Here is a 20,457-nt window from a genome sequence, read left to right as displayed (position 1 = left end):
ACGTCCACATGCCGTTGCCGGCGCCGGCGTAGAGTCGCAGATCCCTTCTTCGCACCTGGAGCCTCCGCCATGCCCATCGGCGATCCGATCCGCGTCACCCTGGAGCAGGACACGGACTTCGCGTTCCGCATCCGCTTCGACGAAACCGCGCTGGAGCCCTGGCTGAGCGATGAAACCGCGCCGCTGGGCCATGAGCGCGGTCCGAACCCGACGCGCATCCTGCTCGCCGGCATCGCCAATTGCCTGGCCGCCAGCCTGTTGTTCGCGATGCGCAAGTACAAGAACGATCCGGCCGGCGTGGTCGCGCACATCACGGCCACACCGATGCGCAATCCGGAAGGATTCTGGCGCATCCCCCAGGCGTCGGTGGAACTGCAGTTGCCCGGCGCCAACCAGGACTACGCGCAACTGGAGCGGATCCTGGCCCAGTTCGAGCAGTTCTGCGTGGTCACCCAGAGCGTGCGCCAGGGCATCGACGTGCAGGTCACGGTCAAGGATGCGCAGGGCACGGTGCTGCTCGGCGACAAGAGCATCGAGGCCGGGGCATGAGCGAGCCGCTGCATGTCGCCTGCCCGGATTGCGCCGCGCTCAACCGCGTGCCGGAGGCGAAGCTGGCGGATGCGCCGCAGTGCGGGCGCTGCCATCGTGCCTTGTTCGAGGCCACGCCGGTGACCCTGACCGCCGACAGTTTCGCCGTGCATGCCGAACGCAGCGATCTGCCACTGCTGGTGGACGTGTGGGCGCCGTGGTGCGGTCCGTGCCGGAGCATGGCGCCGCACTTCGCGGCCGCCGCCGCGCAGTTGGAGCCGCGGCTGCGCCTGGGCAAGCTGGACAGCGACGCGCAGCCGGCGCTGGCCGGGCGCTTCGGCATTCGCAGCATTCCGACCCTGCTCCTGCTGCGCCAGGGCCGCGAACTCGCCCGGCACAGCGGCGCCATCGGCACGGCCGAGATCGTGCGCTGGGCGCGGGCGCAGTTGGGTGAGGCGTAAGTGCTCTTGCAGGAGCGGCTTCGGCCGTGATTTGCTTCCCTAAGCAAGTCCATCGCGGCTGAAGCCGCTCCTGCACGGTGCGCCGCGCTTACTTGCCCAGCGCTGCGTTCAAGGTTGCTGCGAGGTCGGCGCCGGCCTGGCGCAACTGTGCTTCGGCGACCGGCCGCCAGGTCGTCACGTAGTCGGCCGGCAGCTTCGCGCCAGGCGGATAGAAGCCTGGGCGCATCATGATCCTGCAGGAGGCCTCGGCCCACGCGGCGGCCGGCGGCGGGAGGGCGATGCCGGCCGGGGACGGCGCCGGCAACGGCTGTTTTTCCAGTTCGGTCAGGTAGGCCTGCTCGTCCAGTCCGCGGCTGCGCAGCAGGCCGCTGTCCCACAGTGAGTGCAGGTTGGTGCCCTTGCCCTCGAACTGGATCTGCACGGTGTTGGCGCCCTTGTCGCGGGCGTAGCCGGCATGCAGCGGCTGCTGCACGTCGCCGGCGAAATGCACGACGAACTTCAGCGCCTGCGCGCGCGCAGCCTGCGGCTGGCTGCGGTCGGCAAGGATGGCGGCCTGGCGGCGCAGCGCCTCTACCGCGCAGTTGCCGTCCGGGCAGTCGCGGGTCTGCTCGTAGTGGCAATCGTTTTCGGCCAGATTGACGTAGTGCCAGCGCGCGCTGCGCTTGCCCAGGTCGGGATCGTGTTCGCGGAGCTGGTCGGCCCAGTTGGCGACGCCGGCCAGGGTCGGGTCGGGTTCGCCCTGCAGCAGGGTCTGGACCTGCGCGCGGGCTTGCGGGGTGAGCTGGGTGGCGGCGAGATCGGCGACCAGGCGGTGGCCCAGCGGGCCCCAGGCGAAGGCGGCGGACGGTGCGGCGGCAAGGGTCGCGGCGAGCGCGGTGCAAACGAGGGAAGAGGTTTTCATGCGCGGATTCTAGCCCGCGAGGGCGACGCGACCATGACGCGCGGCGGCCGCGTTGCGCTGCCGCTCAGCGTGATGGGCCGTGCCGCATTGCCGTTGACCGAACGCGCCAGGCCGTGCCGGTGGAGCGGCCTGGCGCGCTGGCTCAGAAGTACATCAGGTAGGCGACGCCGTAGGTGACCGGATCGAGCTTGGCCTTGCCGAGCTTGGTGCCCTCCACCTCCACGTCGCTGCGCATGCCGGTCCAGCGCGCGTCCACGCGGATCGCGCTGCGTTCGCCGACGGCGAAGTCCACGCCGGCATGCAGTGCCGGGCCGACGCTGTCCTTGAACTTGACGTCGTTAGACGAGAACGCGCCCTTGCCGTCGCTGCCGAGGAAGGCGGTGTAGTTGAGGCCGGCGCCGACGAACGGGGAGATGTCGCCGTTGCCGTTGAAGTGGTACTGCAGCGAGATGGTGGGCGACAGCATCCAGGCGCTGCCGATGTCGCCGCCGCGGTCCACGCCGATCTTCTGCTGGCCGACCAGGCCCTGGATCTCCACGCCGAGGTTGCCGCGGAAGAAGTATTCGTAGGTGAACGACACGGCCGGTGCGGTATCGGCGTCGAAGCGCTGGTCGCTGCCGCGCAGCGTGCCGTTGGAGCCGCCCGGCACCATGCCGTGGAGGCCGTAGCTGGTGGTGAAGTGGCCGGCCGATTGCGCCGCGGCGGGCAGGGCGATGCTGGCGAGGGCGGCGACGGCAAGGCGACGGAACAGGCGTGGCGGCATGGAAGACCCCGGTGGACGACGAGTGGGCGGATGCGAACCCATGTCGGCCCGGTGGGCGCCGATCCACATCCGTGTGGCGCGTAGTCTGCCAGAGAAGCGGCGCCGACGCGCTGCGACCCGGTGTCGCCGCGGGTGCGGGGCAGCGTCGATGCGGCGCGTCCGTGCCCAGGATGGCGCCGCTGCGGCGAACGGCGCCCGTCCTGCCGCCGCCGCATGTCGCGGCGGCGGCGCACGCCTCAGAACTTCATCACGTAGGCCAGGCCGTATGCCAGCGGATCGATGTGCGCGGTGCCCAGGTCGCTGCCGTTGACCTTGACCTTGCTGTCGATGTCGATCCAGCGCAGGTCCACGCGCAGCGCCGATTTCTCGGTGAGCGCGATGTCCACGCCGGCGTGCGCGGCCAGGCCCCAGGAGTCGTCCAGCTTCAGCTTGCTGCCGGCCAGCGCGCCGGTGGTCTTCTCGCTGAAGAAGGTGGTGTAGTTGAGGCCGGCGCCGACGAACGGCGAGACCTTGCCGGCGCTGTTGAAGTGGTACTGCAGCGACACCACCGGCGGCAGGTGCTTGGTGCTGCCGACCTTGCCCACGCCCTTGACGCTGATGTCGTGCTCGAACGGCAGCGCGGCCAGCACTTCCACGCCTAGGTTCTGGTGCACGAAGTACTCGAAGGTCACCGTCGGGCGGATGTTGCTGTCGATGCGCAGCGGCAGGGTGCCGCCGGCCAGCGTGCCGTTGTCGGACTTCGGGTTGACCTGGTGGGCGCCGATGCCGACGGTCCAGTCGCCTTGCGACTGCGCCAGCGCCGGCAAGGCGCACAGGGTCAGGGCGGCGGCCAGGCCGGTGAGCAGGAGGGGGGAGGTGGTGCGCATGGTGAAGTCTCGGTTGGGTGTGGGCGCAGTGTCCGGCGCGCGGCCCCGTGCCTCCTTGATCCTGATCAAACCGGCGTGTCCGGCGTGACGCGGCCGGCCTGCTAGAATGCGGTTCCCCTTCCATCCGCCGCGCCAGGCGCGGCCGCAGGAGCTACTGAAATGGCAATCAAGGTCGGCATCAACGGTTTCGGTCGCATCGGGCGCAACGTGTTGCGCTCGGCGGTGCAGAATTTCGGCAGCGACATCGAGATCGTCGCCATCAACGACCTGCTGGAGCCGGATTATCTGGCCTACCTGCTGCAGTACGACTCCGTGCACGGCCGCTTCGAGGGCGAGGTGGCGGTCGACGGCGGCCACCTGCTGGTCAACGGCAAGAAGATCCGCCTGACCCAGGAGCGCGATCCGGCGGCGCTGAAGTGGGGCGAGGTCGGCGTGGACGTGGTGATCGAGTCCACCGGCCTGTTCCTGACCAAGGAAACCGCGCAGAAGCATCTGGACGCCGGCGCCAAGAAGGTGATCCTGTCGGCGCCGTCGAAGGACGACACGCCGATGTTCGTGTACGGCGTCAACGACAGCACCTATGCCGGCCAGGCCATCGTCTCCAACGCCAGCTGCACCACCAACTGCCTGGCGCCGCTGGCCAAGGTGATCAACGACAAGTGGGGCATCAAGCGCGGCCTGATGACCACCGTGCACGCGGCCACCGCCACCCAGAAGACCGTGGACGGCCCGAGCAACAAGGACTGGCGCGGCGGCCGCGGCATCCTGGAGAACATCATTCCGTCCAGCACCGGCGCGGCCAAGGCGGTTGGCGTGGTGATTCCGGAGTTGAACAAGAAGCTCACCGGCATGAGCTTCCGCGTGCCGACCTCGGACGTGTCGGTGGTCGACCTGACCGTGGAATTGGAAGAGCCGGCCACCTACGCCGAGATCTGCGCCGAAGTGAAGGCGCAGAGCGAAGGCGCGCTGAAGGGCATCCTCGGCTACACCGAGGACAAGGTGGTGGCCACCGATTTCCGCGGCGATGCACGTACCTCGATCTTCGATGCCGATGCCGGCATCGCCCTGGACGGCACCTTCGTCAAGCTGGTGTCCTGGTACGACAACGAGTGGGGCTACTCCAACAAGTGCCTGGAGATGGTCAAGGTGGTGGCGAAGTAAGACGACGCAGCGGTGCGGCGGCGCCCGGCATGGCCTGGCGCTGCCGCCGCCCCGTCGAAACGGAAAAGGAGCGCTCATGCGCTCCTTTTTCGTTGTGGCGTCTGTTGAATCTGCCGCGCCGCAAGGCGGCTGCCATTGCGGTTACAGCGCGTCGCGGGACTCGTTGCCTTCGGTCTGCCGGTAATCGGAGACCACGCCCTTGGCGTCGAATTCGATGCTCAGGTCGTAGGACTTGACGTTGCGCGCGCCAACACCGTGATCCTGCGCCTCGTTGATTGCCTGGCCGGTGTAGAACCCCGGCAACATGCGCTTGAGCACCGTCGTGGCGGTCCCGCGGATTTTTTCGCCGTGCGATTCGCCGGGGCTGTAGGTCCATTCGTTCTCGTAACCGCCTTCCTTCCCGGATGTCCGGTAGACGTGTCTGGGCTCGCCGTAGATCGCGCGCACCTGCTCCTTGGTGGTCTTGCCGATCACGATGTTCTTCTTCACCGCATCGGGGGTGTAGAGCTCCGGATTGTCGACCTTTTCGGCCAGGGCGGGAGCAGCGAAGGACGCGGCCAGCATGGCCGAGATCAGCAGGGTGCGAAAGGGTTTCATGGTCATGTCCGTTTACCTGGGGAGTGGCGTCTGCAATCCAGAGGGCACCGGTCGCGTCGAGGATGCGTCGGTACGGCTTCAGCGCGGCGCACCGAGCTTAGGCATGGCGAAATGACGCCGTCAATACAGCGGGCAGGGGCATTCAGGCAGCGCCCGTGCCCTGCCTGCAATGCCGCTGGCCGGTTACCAGCACGATGCGCCACGCCGCTACGCGTACAGCCGCGCCGACACGCCACGCGGTGCGCTGTGATCCGCTGCCGCTTTTGCGCGGGACGCGGTGGGGCGCCTGCGGTCTACAGCGCCTGCAGGATCAGCGAGTGCCAGCCGGTGCGGTAGGTTTCGTAGCCGGGCGAGGCGGCATGCGCGATGCAGTGCGGCTGGCCGTCGAGGTCGAGCAGCACGGCGCCACGCGGCTGCTTGAACAAGGCGTCGCGGCCATCGAAGTCGATCCGGTCCTTCAGCATGCGTCCGGCCGAGTCGGCCAGCACGTCGCCGTGTGCGTCGACGATGCAGACCCGGCTGCGACCCCATTCGGATTCGGACAGCGGCGTGCGCTGCACGATGGTCTGCGCCAGCGCATCCCAGCGGAACACGATGCCCAGCACGCCGAGCACGCGGCCATCGACGCGGCCGCCCTCGCGGACCGTGCACGCGTACACCAGAACCCGCTCGCCATCGGCCAGCGCACTGGCATGCACGCCCTGGAAGCTGAAGTCCTCGCCGCTGCGGGTGCGCATGGCCTGCTCGAACCATGGCTGTGCGGAAACGTCGCTGCCGACCGAGGCGAACTGCCGCGGCCGGCCGTTGGCGCGGATGCGGCCATCGCTGCCGGCCAGGATCAGGTCGAAGTAGACCGTGTACGAATCCAGGATCTGACCCATGCGGCGCGATGCGTAGGCCAGTGCTTCGGCATCGCTGTCGGCGCGCGCTGCCGCCACCACCGCGGCGTCGGTGGCCCACCAGCGCACGTCGCAACTGCGCTCGTAGAGGTTGCGGTCGATCAGGTCGATGTTGCTCAGCGCCAATTCGCTGAGCCGGGTGCGGCGCACGTCGTCCTGCAGCCGGCCCAGTGTCTGCCGCATCTCGGCGCTGGTGCGCGCGGCGACCTTGTCCAGGTCCTGGGTGGCCTCGGCCACTCGCCGCGACAGCCCGTCCATTTCCTGCGCGATGACGCTGAAGCCGCGTCCGGCGGCGCCGATCCGCGCCGATTCGATGCGCGCGTTCATCGAGATCATGTGGGTGGTGCGGTTGATCGCGTCGATGCCCTGCAAGGAGCGCCGCAATTGGCCGAGCAACTGGTCGGACAGGCCGACCACGGCACGGATATGGTCATCGATCCCCGCTTCGGCGGGGTGGGCGGGTAGGTTCATTCATGCTGCCGGTGGGGTGGGAGGGAACAGCAGACGGACGACGCGGTAAGGGGTGTAGCGGCTGTCGATTCATTGACTTGAGGGTGATGTGAAGACCGTTCGTCGGAACGTCGAGGCTTGCCCTGCCTGGGTTGCGGTCTCGCGCGTGGGCCGATGCGGGTGCCGAACTCGTCTACCATCTGCGCCAGGTCCGGCACCGCCGGGCACCGGATGCGGCCGCCGGCGCCGCGCCACCGCGATGGAGAGGCGAGTCGAATGGAGATGGTGATCGTGCTGGTGGTGTTGGCGGTACTGGCGGTGCCGGTGCTGTTGGTCGTGGTGCTGGTCGGGCAGTCGCGCCTGCGCCAGCGGCTGGCTGCGCTGGAGGCGCAGGTCGCACGGATGGCGGCCGCCCCGGCAGCGCCTGCGACGGCCCGGGCCGGTGCCGCGGCAGCAACCGGGCAAGCCGATGCCGCCGCCGAGCCCGAGACTGCCGCCGAGCCCTGGCCGAGCGAGGTGTCACGCGACCTCGTGCGTCCGCATCAGGCGATGGAGGGCGCGGGCGCGCCGCCGCCACTGCCGCCGCCCTTGCCGCTGCCGCCGCAAGCCGACGATTTCGCCACGCTGGCCGCCGCGGCCGAGCATGCCGAGCGGCAGCAGGCGCAGGCGCGCGCCGCCGCGCCGGCCCAGCCCGCCGCGCCGCGCGGGCCAGACCCGATCGAGCGGTTGCTGGGCGGCATCAAACGCTGGTTCACCGAGGGCAACGTGCCGGTCAAGATCGGCATGCTGGTGCTGCTGGCCGGCGTCGCCGCGCTGCTCAAGTACGCCGGCGACCAGGGCTGGCTGCGCATGCCGATCGAGCTGCGCTACGCCGGCATCGCCGCCGCGTCGCTGGCCGGCCTCGCCTTCGGCTGGCGCCAGCGCTCACGCAAGCGCAGCTTCGCCCTGGCCCTGCAGGGCGGGGCGATCGGCGTGTTGCTGCTGACCGTGTTCGCCGCGTTCAAGGTGTCCGGGCTGATCCCCGCCGGCGCGGCGCTGGCGTTGAGCATCGCCCTGGTCGCCGGCATGTGCGTGCTGGCGGTGGCGCAGGACACGCGCACGCTGGCGGTGCTGGGCACGCTGGCCGGCTTCCTGGCGCCGCTGTGGCTGTCCACCGGCAGCGGCAACCACGTCGCGCTGTTCTCCTACTACGCGCTGCTCAACGCGGCGGTGTTCGCGATCGCCTGGTACCGGCCCTGGCGGGTGCTGAACCTGCTCGGGTTCGGCTTCACCTTCGGCATCGGCACGCTGTGGGGCGTGCTGCAGTATCGACCGGAGCAGTTCGCCAGCACCGAGCCGTTCCTGCTGCTGTTCTTCGCCTTCTACCTGCTGATCCCGATCCTGTACGCGCGGCGGCAGACGGCCGCGCGCAGCACGCTGATCGACGGCAGCCTGCTGTTCGGCACGCCGCTGATCGCGTTCTCGCTGCAGGCCGGGCTGCTGCGTGGCGAGCGCCTGGCGCTGGCCTTGTGCGCGCTGGGCCTGGCGGCGCTCTATGCGCTGCTGGCGGCGGCGCTGATCCGGCGTGCGCGCTTCGCGCTGCTGGGGCAGGCGTATGCGGTGCTGGCGGTGGGCTTGGCGACGCTGGCGGTGCCGTTGGCGCTGTCCGCACGGGCCACCGCCAGCGTGTTCGCGCTGGAGGGCGCGGCGCTGGTGTGGCTGGGCCTGCGCCAGAGGCGCTGGCTGCCGCAGCTCAGCGGCGCCGGCCTGCAACTGGCGGCCGCGCTCGGCTTCACCGTGGGCCTGGACGCTGTGGCGCAGGACACCCAGGCGGTGGTCAATGCCACCTGCATGAGCGCGCTGTTGCTGGCCCTGGCCGGCTTCGTCAGCGCCTGGTGCTACCGCCGTGAGCGCGTCGCCATGCCGGCGTTGGGCTACTACCTGTGGGGACTGGCCTGGTGGTGCGGGATCGGCGTCGCCGAGATCCTGCGCTTCGTCGACGCCGATGCGCGTGCCGACGTGTTGCTGGCCTGGGTCGCGGTCAGCGGCTGGCTTGCCGCCGAAGCGCAGCGGCGCTGGCCGGCACCGGCGTTGGCCGCGACCACGCTGGGTGGCCTGGCGCTGGCGGTGCCGCTGGCGGCCTGGCAGGCCGATGCGCATGGGCAACCCTTCGCCGGGCATGGCGCCTGGGCCTGGGCGCTGTACGCCGTGCTCGGCGTGCGCAGCCTGTTGTACCTGCGCGACAGTGGCGGCGGCGTGGCGCGCGCGGCGCAGTTCGTGTGGTGGCTGGTGTGGCCGATCGTGGCCACCTTGCTGTGCGGCTGGCTGGCGCTGCACAGCGGCCTCGCCGCCGGCTGGCGCTGGATGCTGCTGATCGCGCCCTGGCTGCTGGTCGCGGCGCTGTCGCTGTGGCGCTGGACCTGGCTGGCGGCGCCGCTGGGGGCGGCGTTCGCGCCCTGCCGCAGTACGCTGCAGAGCACCTACTTCGGCCTGCTCGCGCTGGCCTGGCTGTACAGCCTGGGCCAGCCCGGCGGCAGCGCCCCCTTGCCATGGGTGCCGGTGCTCAACCCGCTGGAACTGACCCAACTGGCGCTGCTGGTGCTGGGCGTGCGCTGGACCCGCAGCCCGGAACTGCCGGCGCTGCTGCGTCCCTGGCGCACGCAACTGCTGGCCGGCGCCGGCTTCCTGTGGATCACCAGCGTCACCCTGCATGCGGTGCACCACTGGGCGGCGGTGCCGTGGCACGGCGTGCTCGGCGATGGCGTGGCGCAGACCAGCCTGACCGTGGTCTGGAGCGTGCTGGGCGTGCTGGGCTGGGTGCTGGGTTCGCGGCGCGGCCAACGCGGCCTGTGGCTGGCCGGCGCGGTGTTGATGGCGGTGGTGCTGGGCAAGCTGTTGCTGGTCGATCGCGGCAATCTCGGCAATGTCGCCGGCATCGCCTCGTTCATCGCTTACGGGCTGTTGTGTACCGTCGTCGGCTATCTGGCGCCGGCGCCGCCGCGCGCCGCCGAACCGGTCGAGGAGGCCCTCCCATGATCCGACGCATGCTGTTCCCGTTGTGGCTGGCCTGGTTGCCGCTGTGCGCATTCGCCGCCAGCCAGCGCGACGACTACGCCCAGCAGTGGCCGCTGACCCTGCAGGACGCCGATGCCGGTGCCTATCGCGTGCAACTCGACGATGCGGTGTACCGCAGCGCGCAGCGCGCCTCGCTGGGCGACGTGGAGGTGTTCAACGCGGCGGGCGATCCGCTGCCGGCCGCGCTGTTCGCCGCCGAGCAGGCCGAGACCGCGCCGCGCCGGCAGCCCTTGCCGTGGTTTGCGCTGCCGGCCTCGCGCGACGGGCGCGCAGCGGACCTGGAACTGATCGCCGAACGCGATCGCGACGGCAGCGTGCGCCGTATCCAGACCCGCGTGGCCAGTGGTGACGCCGATGCCGGCGCGGGCTGGCTGGTGGACGCCAGCGCGCTGCATGCGCCGCTGCGCGCGCTGGCGCTGCAATGGGCCGCCGCCGCGCAGCCGCAGCAGGCGCGCTACCGGGTCGAGGGCAGCGACGATCTGCGCGACTGGGAGGTGCTGGTGGCGGATGCGACCCTGGTCGACCTGGCCAACCAGGGACACCGGCTGCAGCAGTTGCGCATTCCCATCGGTCGCGAGGTGCGCTACCTGCGCCTGCTGCCGCTGGCCGGCGCCAGCGCGCCGCCGCTGACCGGGGTGGAGGCCGAACTGGCGCCGGCGCCGGTCGCCGCCGACTGGCATTGGCAGCAACTGGACGCGGTGAGTACCGACCCCGCGCAGCATCGTTACGCCTTCGTTTCGCCGGGTCGTTACCCGGTGACGCGCGTCGACGTCGCCTTGCCCGGCAACAACGCGATCGAATGGCGTGTGCAGAGCCGCGACAGCGCCGACGCGCCGTGGCAGGACCGCGCCGGTCCGTGGCTGGCCTACCAGGTCGGTGGCGGCAGCCGCTCGTCGCCGCAGGCGCTGACCGCGCCGGTGCGCGATCGCTACTGGCAGCTGCTCGCGACGCAGGACCCGGGCCGGCAGCGGCCGGCGCTGCGCCTGGGCTACCAGCCGGAGACCCTGGTGTTCCTGGCGCAGGGTGCGCCGCCCTATGCGCTGGCCGCCGGCAGTGCGCGCACCCAGCGTGCGCCGGCGCCGCTGCCCGCCGCGCTGCAGGCCTTGCACGCCCAGCGCGGGCCGCACTGGGCGCCGGCCACCGCCAGCCTCGGCGCGGTACAGCCGCTGGCCGGCGCGGCGGCGTTGCAGGCGCCGGCGCCGCCGCGCGACTGGAAGACCTGGCTGCTGTGGGCGCTGCTGGTCGGCGGTGCGCTGCTGGTGGTCGGCTTCGCGCTCAGCCTGCTGCGCAAACCCGGCGCCGCCGACGGCACGGGCTGATCGATCCCGCGGCGACGGTGCGCAGGCTGCGCCGCGCGCGGGAGCGCACCGCACCGATTTGCCGCTGTGCGGCCGACGCCGGACAATGGCGGTTTCGCCGCTGCGCGGCGATCGGCCGACGGTCGTGCACCTTGCGTTCCGATGCCGACGCCGATACTGCACCGATGGCGCGGTTTTCCCTTTGCAACCCCACGAAAGCGAGCACTTACATGTCCATCCTGCGAATGACCGATCTCGACCTGTCCGGCAAGCGCGTGCTGATCCGGCAAGACCTGAATGTGCCGATCGACAATGGCCTGATCACCTCCGAACAGCGCATCCTGGCCTCGGTGCCGACGCTCAAGCACGCGCTGGCGCAGGGCGCGGCGGTGATGGTGACCTCGCACCTGGGCCGGCCCAAGGAAGGCGTGTGGACCCAGGAGGACTCGCTGGAGCCGGTGGCGATCCGCCTGGCCGCGCTGCTCGGCGTCGACGTGCCGCTGTTGCGCGATTGGGTCGATGGCGTGGACGTGCAGCCGGGGCAGATCGTGCTGCTGGAGAACTGCCGCATGAATGTCGGCGAGGGCAAGGATGACGAGGCGCTGGCGAAGAAGTACGCGGCGCTGTGCGACGTGTTCGTGATGGACGCCTTCGGCACCGCCCACCGCGCGCAGGCCTCCACCCATGGCGTGATCAAGTTCGCCCCGGTCGCCGCCGGCGGCCCGCTGCTGATGGCGGAGCTGGACGCGCTGGCCAAGGCCCTGGAGCAACCCGCCAAGCCGTTGCTGGCGATCGTCGCCGGCAGCAAGGTCTCGACCAAGCTGGAGCTGCTGTCCAACATGGTGGACAAGGTCGACCAACTGATCGTCGGCGGCGGCATCGCCAACACCTTCATCGCCGCGGCCGGGCATGCGGTGGGCAAGTCGTTGTGCGAGCCGGACCTGCTCGAGACCGCGCGCAAGATCGTCGCCGATGCCAACGCGCGCGGTGCGGCGATCCCGCTGCCCAGCGACGTGGTGGTGGCCAAGCAGTTCATGCCCGACGCCGAGGCCGCGGTGAAGGCGGTCACCGACGTCGCCGACGACGACCTGATCCTGGACATCGGCCCGCAGACCGCCGCGCACTACGCCGAGCTGATCGCCAAGGCCGGCACCGTGGTCTGGAACGGCCCGGTCGGCGTGTTCGAGTTCGACGCCTTCGGCAAGGGCACCGAGACCCTGGCGCGGGCGATCGCCGCGTCGCCGGCGTTCTCCATCGCCGGCGGTGGCGACACCCTGGCCGCGGTCGACAAGTACGGCATCGCCGAGCAGGTCAGCTACATCTCCACCGGCGGCGGCGCGTTCCTGGAGTTCCTGGAAGGCAAGACCCTGCCGGCGGTGGCCGCACTGCAGGCGCGCGGCGCGTGAGCGCCGCCGACGTCCTGTTCTTCGACCTGGACGGCACCCTGGTCGATTCGGAGGCCGGCATCGTCGGCAGCCTGCGCCACGCCTTCGCCGAACTGGGCCAGCCGCTGCCGACCCCGGCGCAGTTGCGCGCCTGGATCGGCCCGCCGCTGCGCGACAGCTTCCAGCAGCACTTCGCCGGCGATGCGGCGCTGGTGGAACAGGCGCTGACCCTGTACCGCAGCCGCTACGACAGCCACGGCTGGCGCGAGCACACGGTGTTCCCGGACATCGGCGAAGCGGTGGAGGCGGTGGCCGCGGCCGGCCACCGTCTGGCGGTGGTGACCTCGAAGAACGAGCGCTTCGCGCGCCGCATCGTCGAGCAGTTGCCGTTCGGCGCTCGCTTCGAGGAGGTCGTCGGCGCCAGCGACGACGGCGCGCGCCGGGCCAAGCCGGACCTGATCGCCGAGGCGCTGCGGCGGCTCGCGGTCGTCCCGGCGCAGTGCCGCATGATCGGCGACCGGCGCATGGACATCGACGGCGCCCGCCACCACGGCATGCGCAGCATCGGCGTGTTGTGGGGCTTCGGCGATGCCGAGGAACTGCGCCAGGCCGGCGCCGATGTCCTGGCGCAGACGCCGGCGCAGTTGCCGACACTCGTCGCAGCCTGAGGCCTGCATGCGCTGGCGCGTCCGGCGCACGCGAGGGCGCCACGCATGGGGGCGCACGCCGCGATCGCGCCCTTGCAACGCCCGCGGGCCGGCGCCTGCGGTCCCAGCATGACCACATACTGTCCCGCATTGTCCGCTCGCTATGCCCGGCCACGCGCGCGTCTATGCCGAAATGCCATGCCGTGTGATGGGCGCGTGTGCTAGCTTTGAGCGCTTTTCCAAGGATGCCGTCATGATCGAACGCCAGCGCCGCACCAAGATTCTCGCCACCCTCGGTCCGGCCACCGACCCGCCCGGCGTGCTCGAGGATCTGTTCCGCGCCGGCGTCAACGTGGTGCGGTTGAACTTCAGCCACGGCGATCCGTCCGGCCAGGCCAAGCGCGCCGCCGAAGTGCGCGCCGCCGCGGCCCGCGTCGGCGCCGAGATCGGCATCCTCGCCGACCTGCCGGGTCCGAAGATCCGCATCGAGCGCTTCGCCCAGGGCAAGGTGTCGCTCAAGCTCGGCGACCGCTTCGACCTGATCGCCGACGCCAATGCCGCGCCGGGCGACGCCAGCCAGGTCGGGGTCAGCTACCTGGGCCTGCCGCAGGACGTGGCGCCGGGCGACGTGCTGCTGCTGGACGATGGCCTGATGCAGCTGAAGGTGGTCGAGGTGCAGGGCGAGCGCATCGTCACCAGCGTGCTCAACGACGGCGTGCTGTCCGACCGCAAGGGGCTCAACAAGCAGGGCGGCGGCCTGTCGCTGGGCGCGCTGACCGAGCGCGACAAGGAACTGATCGGCATCGTCGCCAAGATTGGCGTCGACTTCATCGCGGTGTCGTTCTGCCGCAACGCCGAGGACATGAACGAGGCGCGGCGCATCGCCCGCGCGCACGGCTGCGATGCGGCGCTGGTGTCCAAGATCGAGCGTACCGAGGCGATCGAGAACCTGAGCGAGATCGTCGAGGCCTCGGACGTGGTGATGGTCGCGCGCGGCGATCTGGGCGTGGAAATCGGCGACGCCGAGCTGCCCGGTCTGCAGAAGAAGATCATCAAGGAATCGCTGGCGCAGAACAAAGTGGTGATCACCGCCACGCAGATGCTGCAGTCGATGGTGGAAAGCCCGATCCCGACCCGCGCCGAAGTGCTGGACGTGGCCAACTCGGTGATCGACGGCACCGACGCGGTGATGCTGTCGGCCGAGAGCGCGGCCGGCGCCTATCCGATCCGTGCGGTCGAGGCGATGGCGCGCATCTGCCTGGGCGCCGAGCGCCAGTTCGAGACCGAGACCGACTTCGGCATGGCCCCGCGCAACCTCGAGCGCGCCGACCAGGCCATCGCCATGGCCACGATGTTCCTGTCCCAGCACGTGGGCGTGCGGGCGATCGTGGCGATGACCGAATCCGGCGGCACCCCGCGCTACCTGTCGCGCTTTCGCGCCAAGGCGCCGATCTTCGCGGTGACCCGCCACGACGGCGCACGCCGGCACATGGCGATGATGCGCGACGTGTTCCCGATCAACTTCGACAGCCGCGGCCTGACCCCGCGCGAGGCCGCGCGTGGCGCGATCCGCGTACTGGTCGAGGCCGGCCTGCTGGCGCCGGGCGACCGCGTGGTGTTCACCAGCGGCGAGCACATGGAAACCCACGGCGCCACCAACACCCTGCGCCTGCTCGAGGTCGGCCCGGATGGCCGCGCCAGCGGCCTGGGCGAACTCTGAAGGACGCGGTGCGGCGGCCCAGGCCGCCGCACCGTCGGCAGTCCCTGTTCGATCGCGCATGGAACGGCGCGTCATCCACCGTTCCCTGATCGCGCGATACCCCCCATGACATCCACGAGCGCGCACGCCGAGCTCGGGCTGGAACTGCCCGAGCGCCCCGGCACGCACTGCCTTGAACACCTGATCCAGGCCTCGGCCACGCGCGAGCTGGTGGTCACCGAGGACATCCGCGACCGCCGCGGCATCCTGCTGGTCGCCAAGGGCCAGCGCATCAACGCCGGCCTGCGCGAACGCCTGATTGCGCGGCGCCTGCTGCGCCCGCTGGAATCCTCGCTGGCGTTCTGCGAAGAACTGCGCCCGAGCGAAGTGCAACTGGCCGCGCAGCGCGAACTGGACGAACACCCGCATCTGCGCCTGTTGCTGGGCGAGGAAGTGCAGCCGGTCATGACTGCGCTGGCCCGCGCCCGCACGCTGGGCGCGCCCGGCACCTTGCTGACCACGCTCGGCCAGACCCGGCCGGCGGCGTTCTCGCATGCGGTCCGGGTGGCGATGCTGGTGGCCTGGCTGGCGGCGCTGCTGTCGCGCTCGGACGCGGCGATGCGCGAGGCCGCGGAAGTCGGCCTGCTGCACGACCTCGGCGAGATGTACGTGGATCCGGCGGTGCTGGAACTGCCGGAGGCGCAGCAGGATTTCGCGCAGTGGCGCATGCAGTGCGTGCACCCGGTGATCAGCGCGGCGCTGCTGGGCGAATCCGGCGTGTATTCGGCGCAGCAGGCCGCCGCCGCGCGCGAGCATCACGAACGCATCGACGGCTCCGGCTATCCGGTCGGCACGCCGGTGCTGTCGCCCCTGGGGCGGCTGATTTCCTGCGCCGAAGCGCTGGATGCGTTGTTCGAGCGCGAGCAGGGGCAGGCGCACGCGCTGGCGCGGATGCGCATCGCGCTGCGCGTGGTGCCGGGGCAGTTCCCACGCGACGTGGTCGATCTGGTGACCGCGCGGTTGCGCGACTGCGTGCCGGAGCCTGCGTCGGCGCACGACCCGCAGCACCTGCGCGAAGTGGTGGCGGCCTTGCTCGACGGCCTGGAGCGGGCGCGCGACGAAGCCTTGCGCCTGCAGCGCGGCGGCGACCTGCGCGAGGACGAGCGCGCGGCCCTGCAGCACCTGCTGCTGCTGATCGTGGGCTACATCATGGCCATCCACGATTCCGGCGCCGGCAAGATGGTCGAGCAACTGCCGTGGCTGATCGCCGCACCGGAGGCGGCCGAGGAAGTGGATCGCGTCTGTTGCGAGCTGCGCTGGCAGTTGCCGGGGCTGCGCCGCCATGCGGCGTTGCTGGCGCACCGCCGCGCGCGCAGCGCCGACGACTGGCGGCCGTTGCTCGATGCGCTCGACATCGCCCTGCCGTCGGCGGCGTACGCCGCGCCTTTGCGGGTGCCGGCCGCGGACGTTGCGCCGCTGCAGGCGGCGCAGGCCGATGCAGCAGCGCCGTCTGATGCGATGACGGATGCGCTTGGCTGAGGTGCCGGGAAGACGCGCGGTCTACGCCTGTAACCGCTTGCAACACCGACGGTAACGGAATGCATGCAGGCCGGCCCGGTATACTTAGGGTTCCCCCGTTGCAGCCATCAGGAACCGTATGAGCATCGAACAGCTTGCCGAAACCGCACAGGCAATGGTCGCCCCGGGCAAGGGCATCATCGCGATCGACGAATCCACCAGCACGATCGCCAAGCGCTTCGCCGGCGTGGGCATCGAGAATGTCGAAGAGAACCGCCGTGCCTACCGCGAGCTGCTGCTGACCACGCCGAAGCTGAGCGACCACATCTCCGGCGCCATCCTGTACGACGAGACCATCCGCCAGAAGACCAAGGATGGCGTGCCGTTCGCCAAGTACATGGCCGAGCACGGCATCATCCCCGGCATCAAGGTCGACAAGGGCACGCATCCGCTGGCCGGCATGCCGGGCGAACTGATCACCGAAGGCCTGGACGGCCTGCGCACCCGCCTGGAGGAGTACTACAAGCTCGGCGCGCGCTTCGCCAAGTGGCGTGCGGTCATCACCATCGGCGAGGACATCCCGTCCGGCGTGTGCATCGAGACCAACGCGCACGCGCTGGCCCGCTATGCGGCGCTGTGCCAGGAGCAGGGCCTGGTGCCGATGGTGGAGCCGGAAGTGCTGATGGACGGCGACCACGACATCGAGACCTGCTACGAGGTCACCGAAGCCACGCTGCGTTCGCTGTTCGGCGCGCTGTACGAGCAGAACGTGGTCCTGGAAGGCACCATCCTCAAGGCGTCGATGGTCATCGCCGGCAAGGACTGCGACGAGCAGGCCAGCGTCGAGGAAGTGGCCGAGTCCACCGTGATGTGCCTCAAGAGCACCGTGCCGGCGATTTTGCCGGGCATCGTGTTCCTCTCCGGCGGCCAGACCGACGAGCAGTCCACCGCGCACCTCAACGCGATGAACCAGCTCGGCAACCTGCCGTGGCCGCTGAGCTTCTCCTACGGCCGCGCCATGCAGCAGGCCGCGCTGAAGCTGTGGGCGCAGGACATGAAGGGCAATTTCGCCAAGGCGCAGCAGGTGGTGTACGAGCGCGCCAAGGAAAATGGCCTGGCCGCGCTGGGCAAGTGGCAGGGCTGAGCAGTCCCTCGCTGTCGATGCGCAACGAAGAACGCCGGCATCGCCGGCGTTTTTCGTTTGTGGTGCAGTGCCTCGCCAGCGTCCCCGGAGGCGCACTCGCAGCGGTGGCCAAAACCCAGGACAAGCGTGGGCGACGCGCAGCGCCGCGTCGCGCTTACGGCGCCAGCGCGGCCGGAGCGTGGAAGCAATAGCCGCTGTTGCGCAGGGTCTTCACCGGCAATGCGCGCCCGCTGATCTCCTCGACGCGGCGCCGTAACCGGTACATCTGCGTGTCCAGCCGGCGCCGGTCGTACTCGAGGAAGTTCACCCCCAGCGCCTCGGCGATCTCGCGGTGGCCCACGCTTTCGCCGGCATGGCGCATCAGGCAGGTCAGCACCAGCAGATCCTGGCGCGAGAGCGGAACCGGCGGTGCGTTGGGAACGTTCAGGCGTGCGGCGGCGAGCTCCAGCACCCAGCGCGCGGCCGGTGGCGGCAGCGCCAGGCGCCGGCCGAGCGCGGCCAGGGTCGCGGCCAGCTCGTCCAAATCGATGCCCTTGCCCAGGTAGTGGTCCGCGCCGAATTCCAGCCCCGCAATACGATCGCTGGGGGTGTTGTGGGCGCTGAACACCACGATGCCCAGCCGATGGCCGGCGCGGCGCAGTTCGCGCACCAACTCCAGGCCGCTGCCGTCGGGCAGGCCCACGTCGATCACCGCCATGCTGTGGCGCGCCGGATCGAACCGCGCCCGGAAGCCGGCGAGGCTGTCCACGCATGTGGCGACGTAGCCCAGGTCCTGCAGGAACTCGCCGAGTTCCTCGCACAGCACCGGCTCGTCCTCGAGCAGGATCACCTCGGACATGGCGGCGGATCCTCGCGCCTGGCGGTTTGCTGTAACGTCATCGGCTGGCAACGGAGCGGTATGGCGAATGATGGCGCAATGGTGGCGCTGGCTGGCGGGCGCATGGCTGCTGGTGGGAATGAGCGTCGGCCTGGCCGCGACACCGGCACCGCATGCGGTCGCGGCGTTGCCGCTGACCGCGGCGCATCACGATGCCAGCGGCTACCTGCAACGCCTGGACGACCCGCAGGGCCGCCTGGACGCCGCGCAGGCCGCGGCCGCGCGCGGCTGGACGCGGCTGCCCGCCGGGCTCAACGCAGGATTCGTCGACGGTCCAGTGTGGCTGCGCCTGCCTGTTCATGTCGAAAGTGTACCGCCCGGCGGTTGGATGTTGCGATTGAGCAATGCCCTGCTCGACGACGTGCAGGCCTACGTGCGCAGCGACGGCGGCGCCTGGCGCGCGCTGGGGCGCAGCGGCGAACGCGTGCCGCGGCGCGACTGGCCGGTGGACTATCGCAGTCCGGTGTTCCAGTTCGCGCCCTCGCAGGCTGGCGACTACGAGGTGCTGCTGCGGTTGCGCAGCAAGAACGCGCTGGTCACGCGCCTGGACGTGTGGCAACGGTTGCCATTCGACAACCAGTCGCGGCGCGAAGGCCTGCAGTTCGGCCTGTACTTTGGCTTCTATCTGCTGCTGCTGTGCCTGCATGTGCTGTTCTGGCTGGCCACGCGTGCGCGCATGAGCGGCCTGTTCGTGGCCTACCTCGGCGGCTGCGTGTTCAACGAAGCGATGTCGATCGGCCTGGTGCAGCAGGTCACCGGCATGCCGATGGCCTGGAGCGACAGCCTGCTGGGCATCAGCATCGCCTGCAGCCTGCCGGTGGGGTTCCAGGTCGCCAGCCGGCAGTTGAACCTGCGCGCCTTCCATCCGCGTCTGGTGCGTTGGGGCACGCGTTTTCTATGGGCGGTCGCGTTCGGCGGCGCGGTGGCCGTGCTCGCGGGCCACTACGCCTGGGGCATGCGGCCGGTGCAGACGCTGGGGCTGCTGGAAATCGTGCTGCTGGTGGGGTTGGGGGTGCACCTGCTGTGGCGCCGCTACCGGCCGGCGCTGTTCTTCGTGCTCGCCTTCTTCCCGTTCTACCTGGGGGTGATGCTGGGTTTCCTGCGCAACCTCGGCTTCGTCCCGGTCAACGCCTGGACCCAGTACGCCACCACGTTCGGCACCATGCTGCACATGACGCTGCTGAGCGTCTTCCTCATCGCCCGGTACGAGCGGCAGCGCCGGCTGCGCGAACGGCGGCATGCCGATGCCGCGGTGGAGCTGGCACGCCGGCACGGCCTGGCGCTCGAGCGCGAAGTGACGCTGCGTACCGCCGAACTGCGCAACGAGATCGGCCGGCGGCAGGCGTTGGAGGACGACCTGCGCGCCTTGTTGCAGACCGAACGCAAGGTCGCGCAGGAACAACGCGACTTCGTGGCGATGGTGTCCCACGAGTTCCGCACGCCACTGGCCGTGATCATGACCTCGGCGCAACAGTTGGCGCGCAAGCTGGATGCGCCGGCGGAACGCAATCGCGCGCGTTGCGGCAACATCCGCGACGCGGCGCAACGGCTGCTGGCGCTGGTGGACGAGTATCTCGCCGACGACCGCATGGGCGAGACGGCGTCGGAACTGCGGCTGCAGCCGTGCGCGCTGCGCGCGCTGCTGGCCGAGCTGTGCCTGGATTTTCCGTCGCAGCGGGTGCTCTGCGAGTTCCTCACCGACGACGATGGCCTGCTCACCGATCTCGGACTGTTGCGCGTGGCATTGCGCAACCTGATCGCCAACGCAGACCGCCATTGCCCCGAGGGCATGGCCATCCGCGTGCGCGTGCGCGGCAGTGACGAACGCCTGTGGCTGGAGGTCGCCAATCCGGGCGAACGCATCGCGCCCGCCGAACAGGAGCGTCTGTTCCAGAAGTACTACCGTGGCGAAAACGCGCGGCATGCGCCGGGTGCGGGGCTGGGCCTGTATCTGGTGCGGCGGATCGCGGAACGGCTGGGGGGCTCGGTGGAGCTGTCCACGCAGCCACCGGGCGAATCGGTCTGCTTCGTGTTGCTGCTGCCGCGTCGGCCGGTGCTGCAGCGTGCCTTGCCGCGGTTGCCGCCGGCGGCGGATGCCTGATCGTATGCGGTCGCGCGCGGTGCGATGCATGGGCTGCGCTGTCGGCAAACGCGATGGCGCCGGGTTGCGCCGGATCGTGCGTTCCTGGATGGCCGTTGCGGCCCGGGC

The 20,457-nt window shown here is 70.4% G+C and carries 17 protein-coding genes; 11 read left to right on the top strand and 6 right to left on the bottom strand.

Annotated elements, in window-relative coordinates:
- Positions 1-69: 69 nt before the first annotated feature.
- Both Q7W82_RS18420 and trxC read left to right on the top strand, forming a co-directional pair.
- Positions 70-549 (top strand): OsmC family protein, encoded by a 480-nt coding sequence (locus Q7W82_RS18420; RefSeq protein ID WP_242160604.1) that lies wholly within the window; start codon positions 70-72, stop codon positions 547-549.
- Positions 546-989 (top strand): thioredoxin TrxC, encoded by a 444-nt coding sequence (gene trxC / locus Q7W82_RS18415; RefSeq protein WP_242160605.1) that lies wholly within the window; start codon positions 546-548, stop codon positions 987-989. Before Q7W82_RS18420 ends, trxC begins: the two co-directional genes overlap by 4 nt.
- An 88-nt stretch (positions 990-1,077) precedes the next feature.
- On the opposite strand, the gene Q7W82_RS18410 is transcribed toward trxC, so the two are convergent.
- The 3 genes from Q7W82_RS18410 to Q7W82_RS18400 all read right to left on the bottom strand — a co-directional run bounded on the left by Q7W82_RS18410 (position 1,078) and on the right by Q7W82_RS18400 (position 3,519).
- Positions 1,078-1,890 carry a S1/P1 nuclease gene (locus Q7W82_RS18410; RefSeq protein ID WP_242160606.1) on the bottom strand — a complete coding sequence of 271 codons (813 nt, stop codon included), beginning with the start codon at positions 1,888-1,890 and terminating at the stop codon, positions 1,078-1,080.
- A 142-nt stretch (positions 1,891-2,032) separates the two neighbouring features.
- Positions 2,033-2,653 (bottom strand): OmpW family outer membrane protein, encoded by a 621-nt coding sequence (locus Q7W82_RS18405; RefSeq protein WP_242160607.1) that lies wholly within the window; start codon positions 2,651-2,653, stop codon positions 2,033-2,035.
- Positions 2,654-2,889: 236 nt separating this feature from the next.
- Positions 2,890-3,519, bottom strand: coding sequence for an OmpW family outer membrane protein (locus Q7W82_RS18400; protein ID WP_242160608.1), 630 nt, complete (start codon positions 3,517-3,519; stop codon positions 2,890-2,892).
- 159 nt (positions 3,520-3,678) lie between these two features.
- On the opposite strand from Q7W82_RS18400, the gene gap reads away from it, so the two are divergent.
- Positions 3,679-4,680: a type I glyceraldehyde-3-phosphate dehydrogenase gene (gap, locus tag Q7W82_RS18395; protein ID WP_242160609.1), complete on the top strand. Its 1,002-nt coding sequence runs from the start codon at positions 3,679-3,681 to the stop codon at positions 4,678-4,680.
- Between the two features lie 141 nt (positions 4,681-4,821).
- Here the strand turns inward: gap and Q7W82_RS18390 are convergent, their stop codons facing one another.
- Positions 4,822-5,277 carry a hypothetical protein gene (locus Q7W82_RS18390; protein WP_242160610.1) on the bottom strand — a complete coding sequence of 152 codons (456 nt, stop codon included), beginning with the start codon at positions 5,275-5,277 and terminating at the stop codon, positions 4,822-4,824.
- A 293-nt stretch (positions 5,278-5,570) separates the two neighbouring features.
- Positions 5,571-6,647: a methyl-accepting chemotaxis protein gene (locus tag Q7W82_RS18385; protein ID WP_242160611.1), complete on the bottom strand. Its 1,077-nt coding sequence runs from the start codon at positions 6,645-6,647 to the stop codon at positions 5,571-5,573.
- 255 nt (positions 6,648-6,902) lie between these two features.
- On the opposite strand from Q7W82_RS18385, the gene Q7W82_RS18380 reads away from it, so the two are divergent.
- The 7 genes from Q7W82_RS18380 to Q7W82_RS18350 all read left to right on the top strand — a co-directional run bounded on the left by Q7W82_RS18380 (position 6,903) and on the right by Q7W82_RS18350 (position 17,371).
- Positions 6,903-9,641: a DUF2339 domain-containing protein gene (locus tag Q7W82_RS18380; RefSeq protein ID WP_242160612.1), complete on the top strand. Its 2,739-nt coding sequence runs from the start codon at positions 6,903-6,905 to the stop codon at positions 9,639-9,641.
- Positions 9,641-10,999, top strand: coding sequence for a DUF3999 domain-containing protein (locus tag Q7W82_RS18375; protein ID WP_242160622.1), 1,359 nt, complete (start codon positions 9,641-9,643; stop codon positions 10,997-10,999). Before Q7W82_RS18380 ends, Q7W82_RS18375 begins: the two co-directional genes overlap by 1 nt.
- Positions 11,000-11,208: 209 nt before the next feature.
- A complete protein-coding gene (locus tag Q7W82_RS18370) occupies positions 11,209-12,384 on the top strand; it encodes a phosphoglycerate kinase (protein WP_242160613.1) in 1,176 nt (391 codons plus the stop codon).
- Positions 12,381-13,031 carry an HAD-IA family hydrolase gene (locus Q7W82_RS18365; RefSeq protein ID WP_242160614.1) on the top strand — a complete coding sequence of 217 codons (651 nt, stop codon included), beginning with the start codon at positions 12,381-12,383 and terminating at the stop codon, positions 13,029-13,031. The genes Q7W82_RS18370 and Q7W82_RS18365 overlap by 4 nt, the downstream gene beginning before the upstream one ends.
- 232 nt (positions 13,032-13,263) lie before the next feature.
- Positions 13,264-14,730, top strand: a complete 1,467-nt coding sequence (gene pyk, locus Q7W82_RS18360; protein WP_026144035.1) for a pyruvate kinase — start codon at positions 13,264-13,266, stop codon at positions 14,728-14,730.
- A 105-nt stretch (positions 14,731-14,835) separates the two neighbouring features.
- Entirely contained in the window at positions 14,836-16,248 is a 1,413-nt protein-coding gene (locus Q7W82_RS18355; protein WP_242160615.1) for an HD domain-containing phosphohydrolase, read from the top strand.
- A gap of 118 nt (positions 16,249-16,366) precedes the next feature.
- Positions 16,367-17,371, top strand: a complete 1,005-nt coding sequence (locus tag Q7W82_RS18350) for a class I fructose-bisphosphate aldolase (protein ID WP_017912997.1) — start codon at positions 16,367-16,369, stop codon at positions 17,369-17,371.
- A 154-nt stretch (positions 17,372-17,525) separates the two neighbouring features.
- On the opposite strand, the gene Q7W82_RS18345 is transcribed toward Q7W82_RS18350, so the two are convergent.
- Positions 17,526-18,209, bottom strand: a complete 684-nt coding sequence (locus tag Q7W82_RS18345) for a response regulator transcription factor (protein WP_242160616.1) — start codon at positions 18,207-18,209, stop codon at positions 17,526-17,528.
- A gap of 67 nt (positions 18,210-18,276) precedes the next feature.
- On the opposite strand from Q7W82_RS18345, the gene Q7W82_RS18340 reads away from it, so the two are divergent.
- Positions 18,277-20,349, top strand: a complete 2,073-nt coding sequence (locus Q7W82_RS18340) for a sensor histidine kinase (RefSeq protein ID WP_242160617.1) — start codon at positions 18,277-18,279, stop codon at positions 20,347-20,349.
- Positions 20,350-20,457: the final 108 nt, after the last annotated feature.

The organism is Xanthomonas indica (genome assembly GCF_040529045.1).
GTDB lineage: Bacteria > Pseudomonadota > Gammaproteobacteria > Xanthomonadales > Xanthomonadaceae > Xanthomonas_A > Xanthomonas_A indica.
This window is presented reverse-complemented; position numbering and strand designations above follow the sequence as displayed.

Coding starts and splice junctions, on each gene's coding strand:
- Q7W82_RS18420 (WP_242160604.1), top strand. CDS start 70: ATGCCCATCGGCGATCCGATCCGCGTCACCCTGGAGCAGGACACGGAC.
- trxC (WP_242160605.1), top strand. CDS start 546: ATGAGCGAGCCGCTGCATGTCGCCTGCCCGGATTGCGCCGCGCTCAAC.
- Q7W82_RS18410 (WP_242160606.1), bottom strand. CDS start 1,890: ATGAAAACCTCTTCCCTCGTTTGCACCGCGCTCGCCGCGACCCTTGCC.
- Q7W82_RS18405 (WP_242160607.1), bottom strand. CDS start 2,653: ATGCCGCCACGCCTGTTCCGTCGCCTTGCCGTCGCCGCCCTCGCCAGC.
- Q7W82_RS18400 (WP_242160608.1), bottom strand. CDS start 3,519: ATGCGCACCACCTCCCCCCTCCTGCTCACCGGCCTGGCCGCCGCCCTG.
- gap (WP_242160609.1), top strand. CDS start 3,679: ATGGCAATCAAGGTCGGCATCAACGGTTTCGGTCGCATCGGGCGCAAC.
- Q7W82_RS18390 (WP_242160610.1), bottom strand. CDS start 5,277: ATGAAACCCTTTCGCACCCTGCTGATCTCGGCCATGCTGGCCGCGTCC.
- Q7W82_RS18385 (WP_242160611.1), bottom strand. CDS start 6,647: ATGAACCTACCCGCCCACCCCGCCGAAGCGGGGATCGATGACCATATC.
- Q7W82_RS18380 (WP_242160612.1), top strand. CDS start 6,903: ATGGAGATGGTGATCGTGCTGGTGGTGTTGGCGGTACTGGCGGTGCCG.
- Q7W82_RS18370 (WP_242160613.1), top strand. CDS start 11,209: ATGTCCATCCTGCGAATGACCGATCTCGACCTGTCCGGCAAGCGCGTG.
- pyk (WP_026144035.1), top strand. CDS start 13,264: ATGATCGAACGCCAGCGCCGCACCAAGATTCTCGCCACCCTCGGTCCG.
- Q7W82_RS18355 (WP_242160615.1), top strand. CDS start 14,836: ATGACATCCACGAGCGCGCACGCCGAGCTCGGGCTGGAACTGCCCGAG.
- Q7W82_RS18350 (WP_017912997.1), top strand. CDS start 16,367: ATGAGCATCGAACAGCTTGCCGAAACCGCACAGGCAATGGTCGCCCCG.
- Q7W82_RS18345 (WP_242160616.1), bottom strand. CDS start 18,209: ATGTCCGAGGTGATCCTGCTCGAGGACGAGCCGGTGCTGTGCGAGGAA.
- Q7W82_RS18340 (WP_242160617.1), top strand. CDS start 18,277: ATGATGGCGCAATGGTGGCGCTGGCTGGCGGGCGCATGGCTGCTGGTG.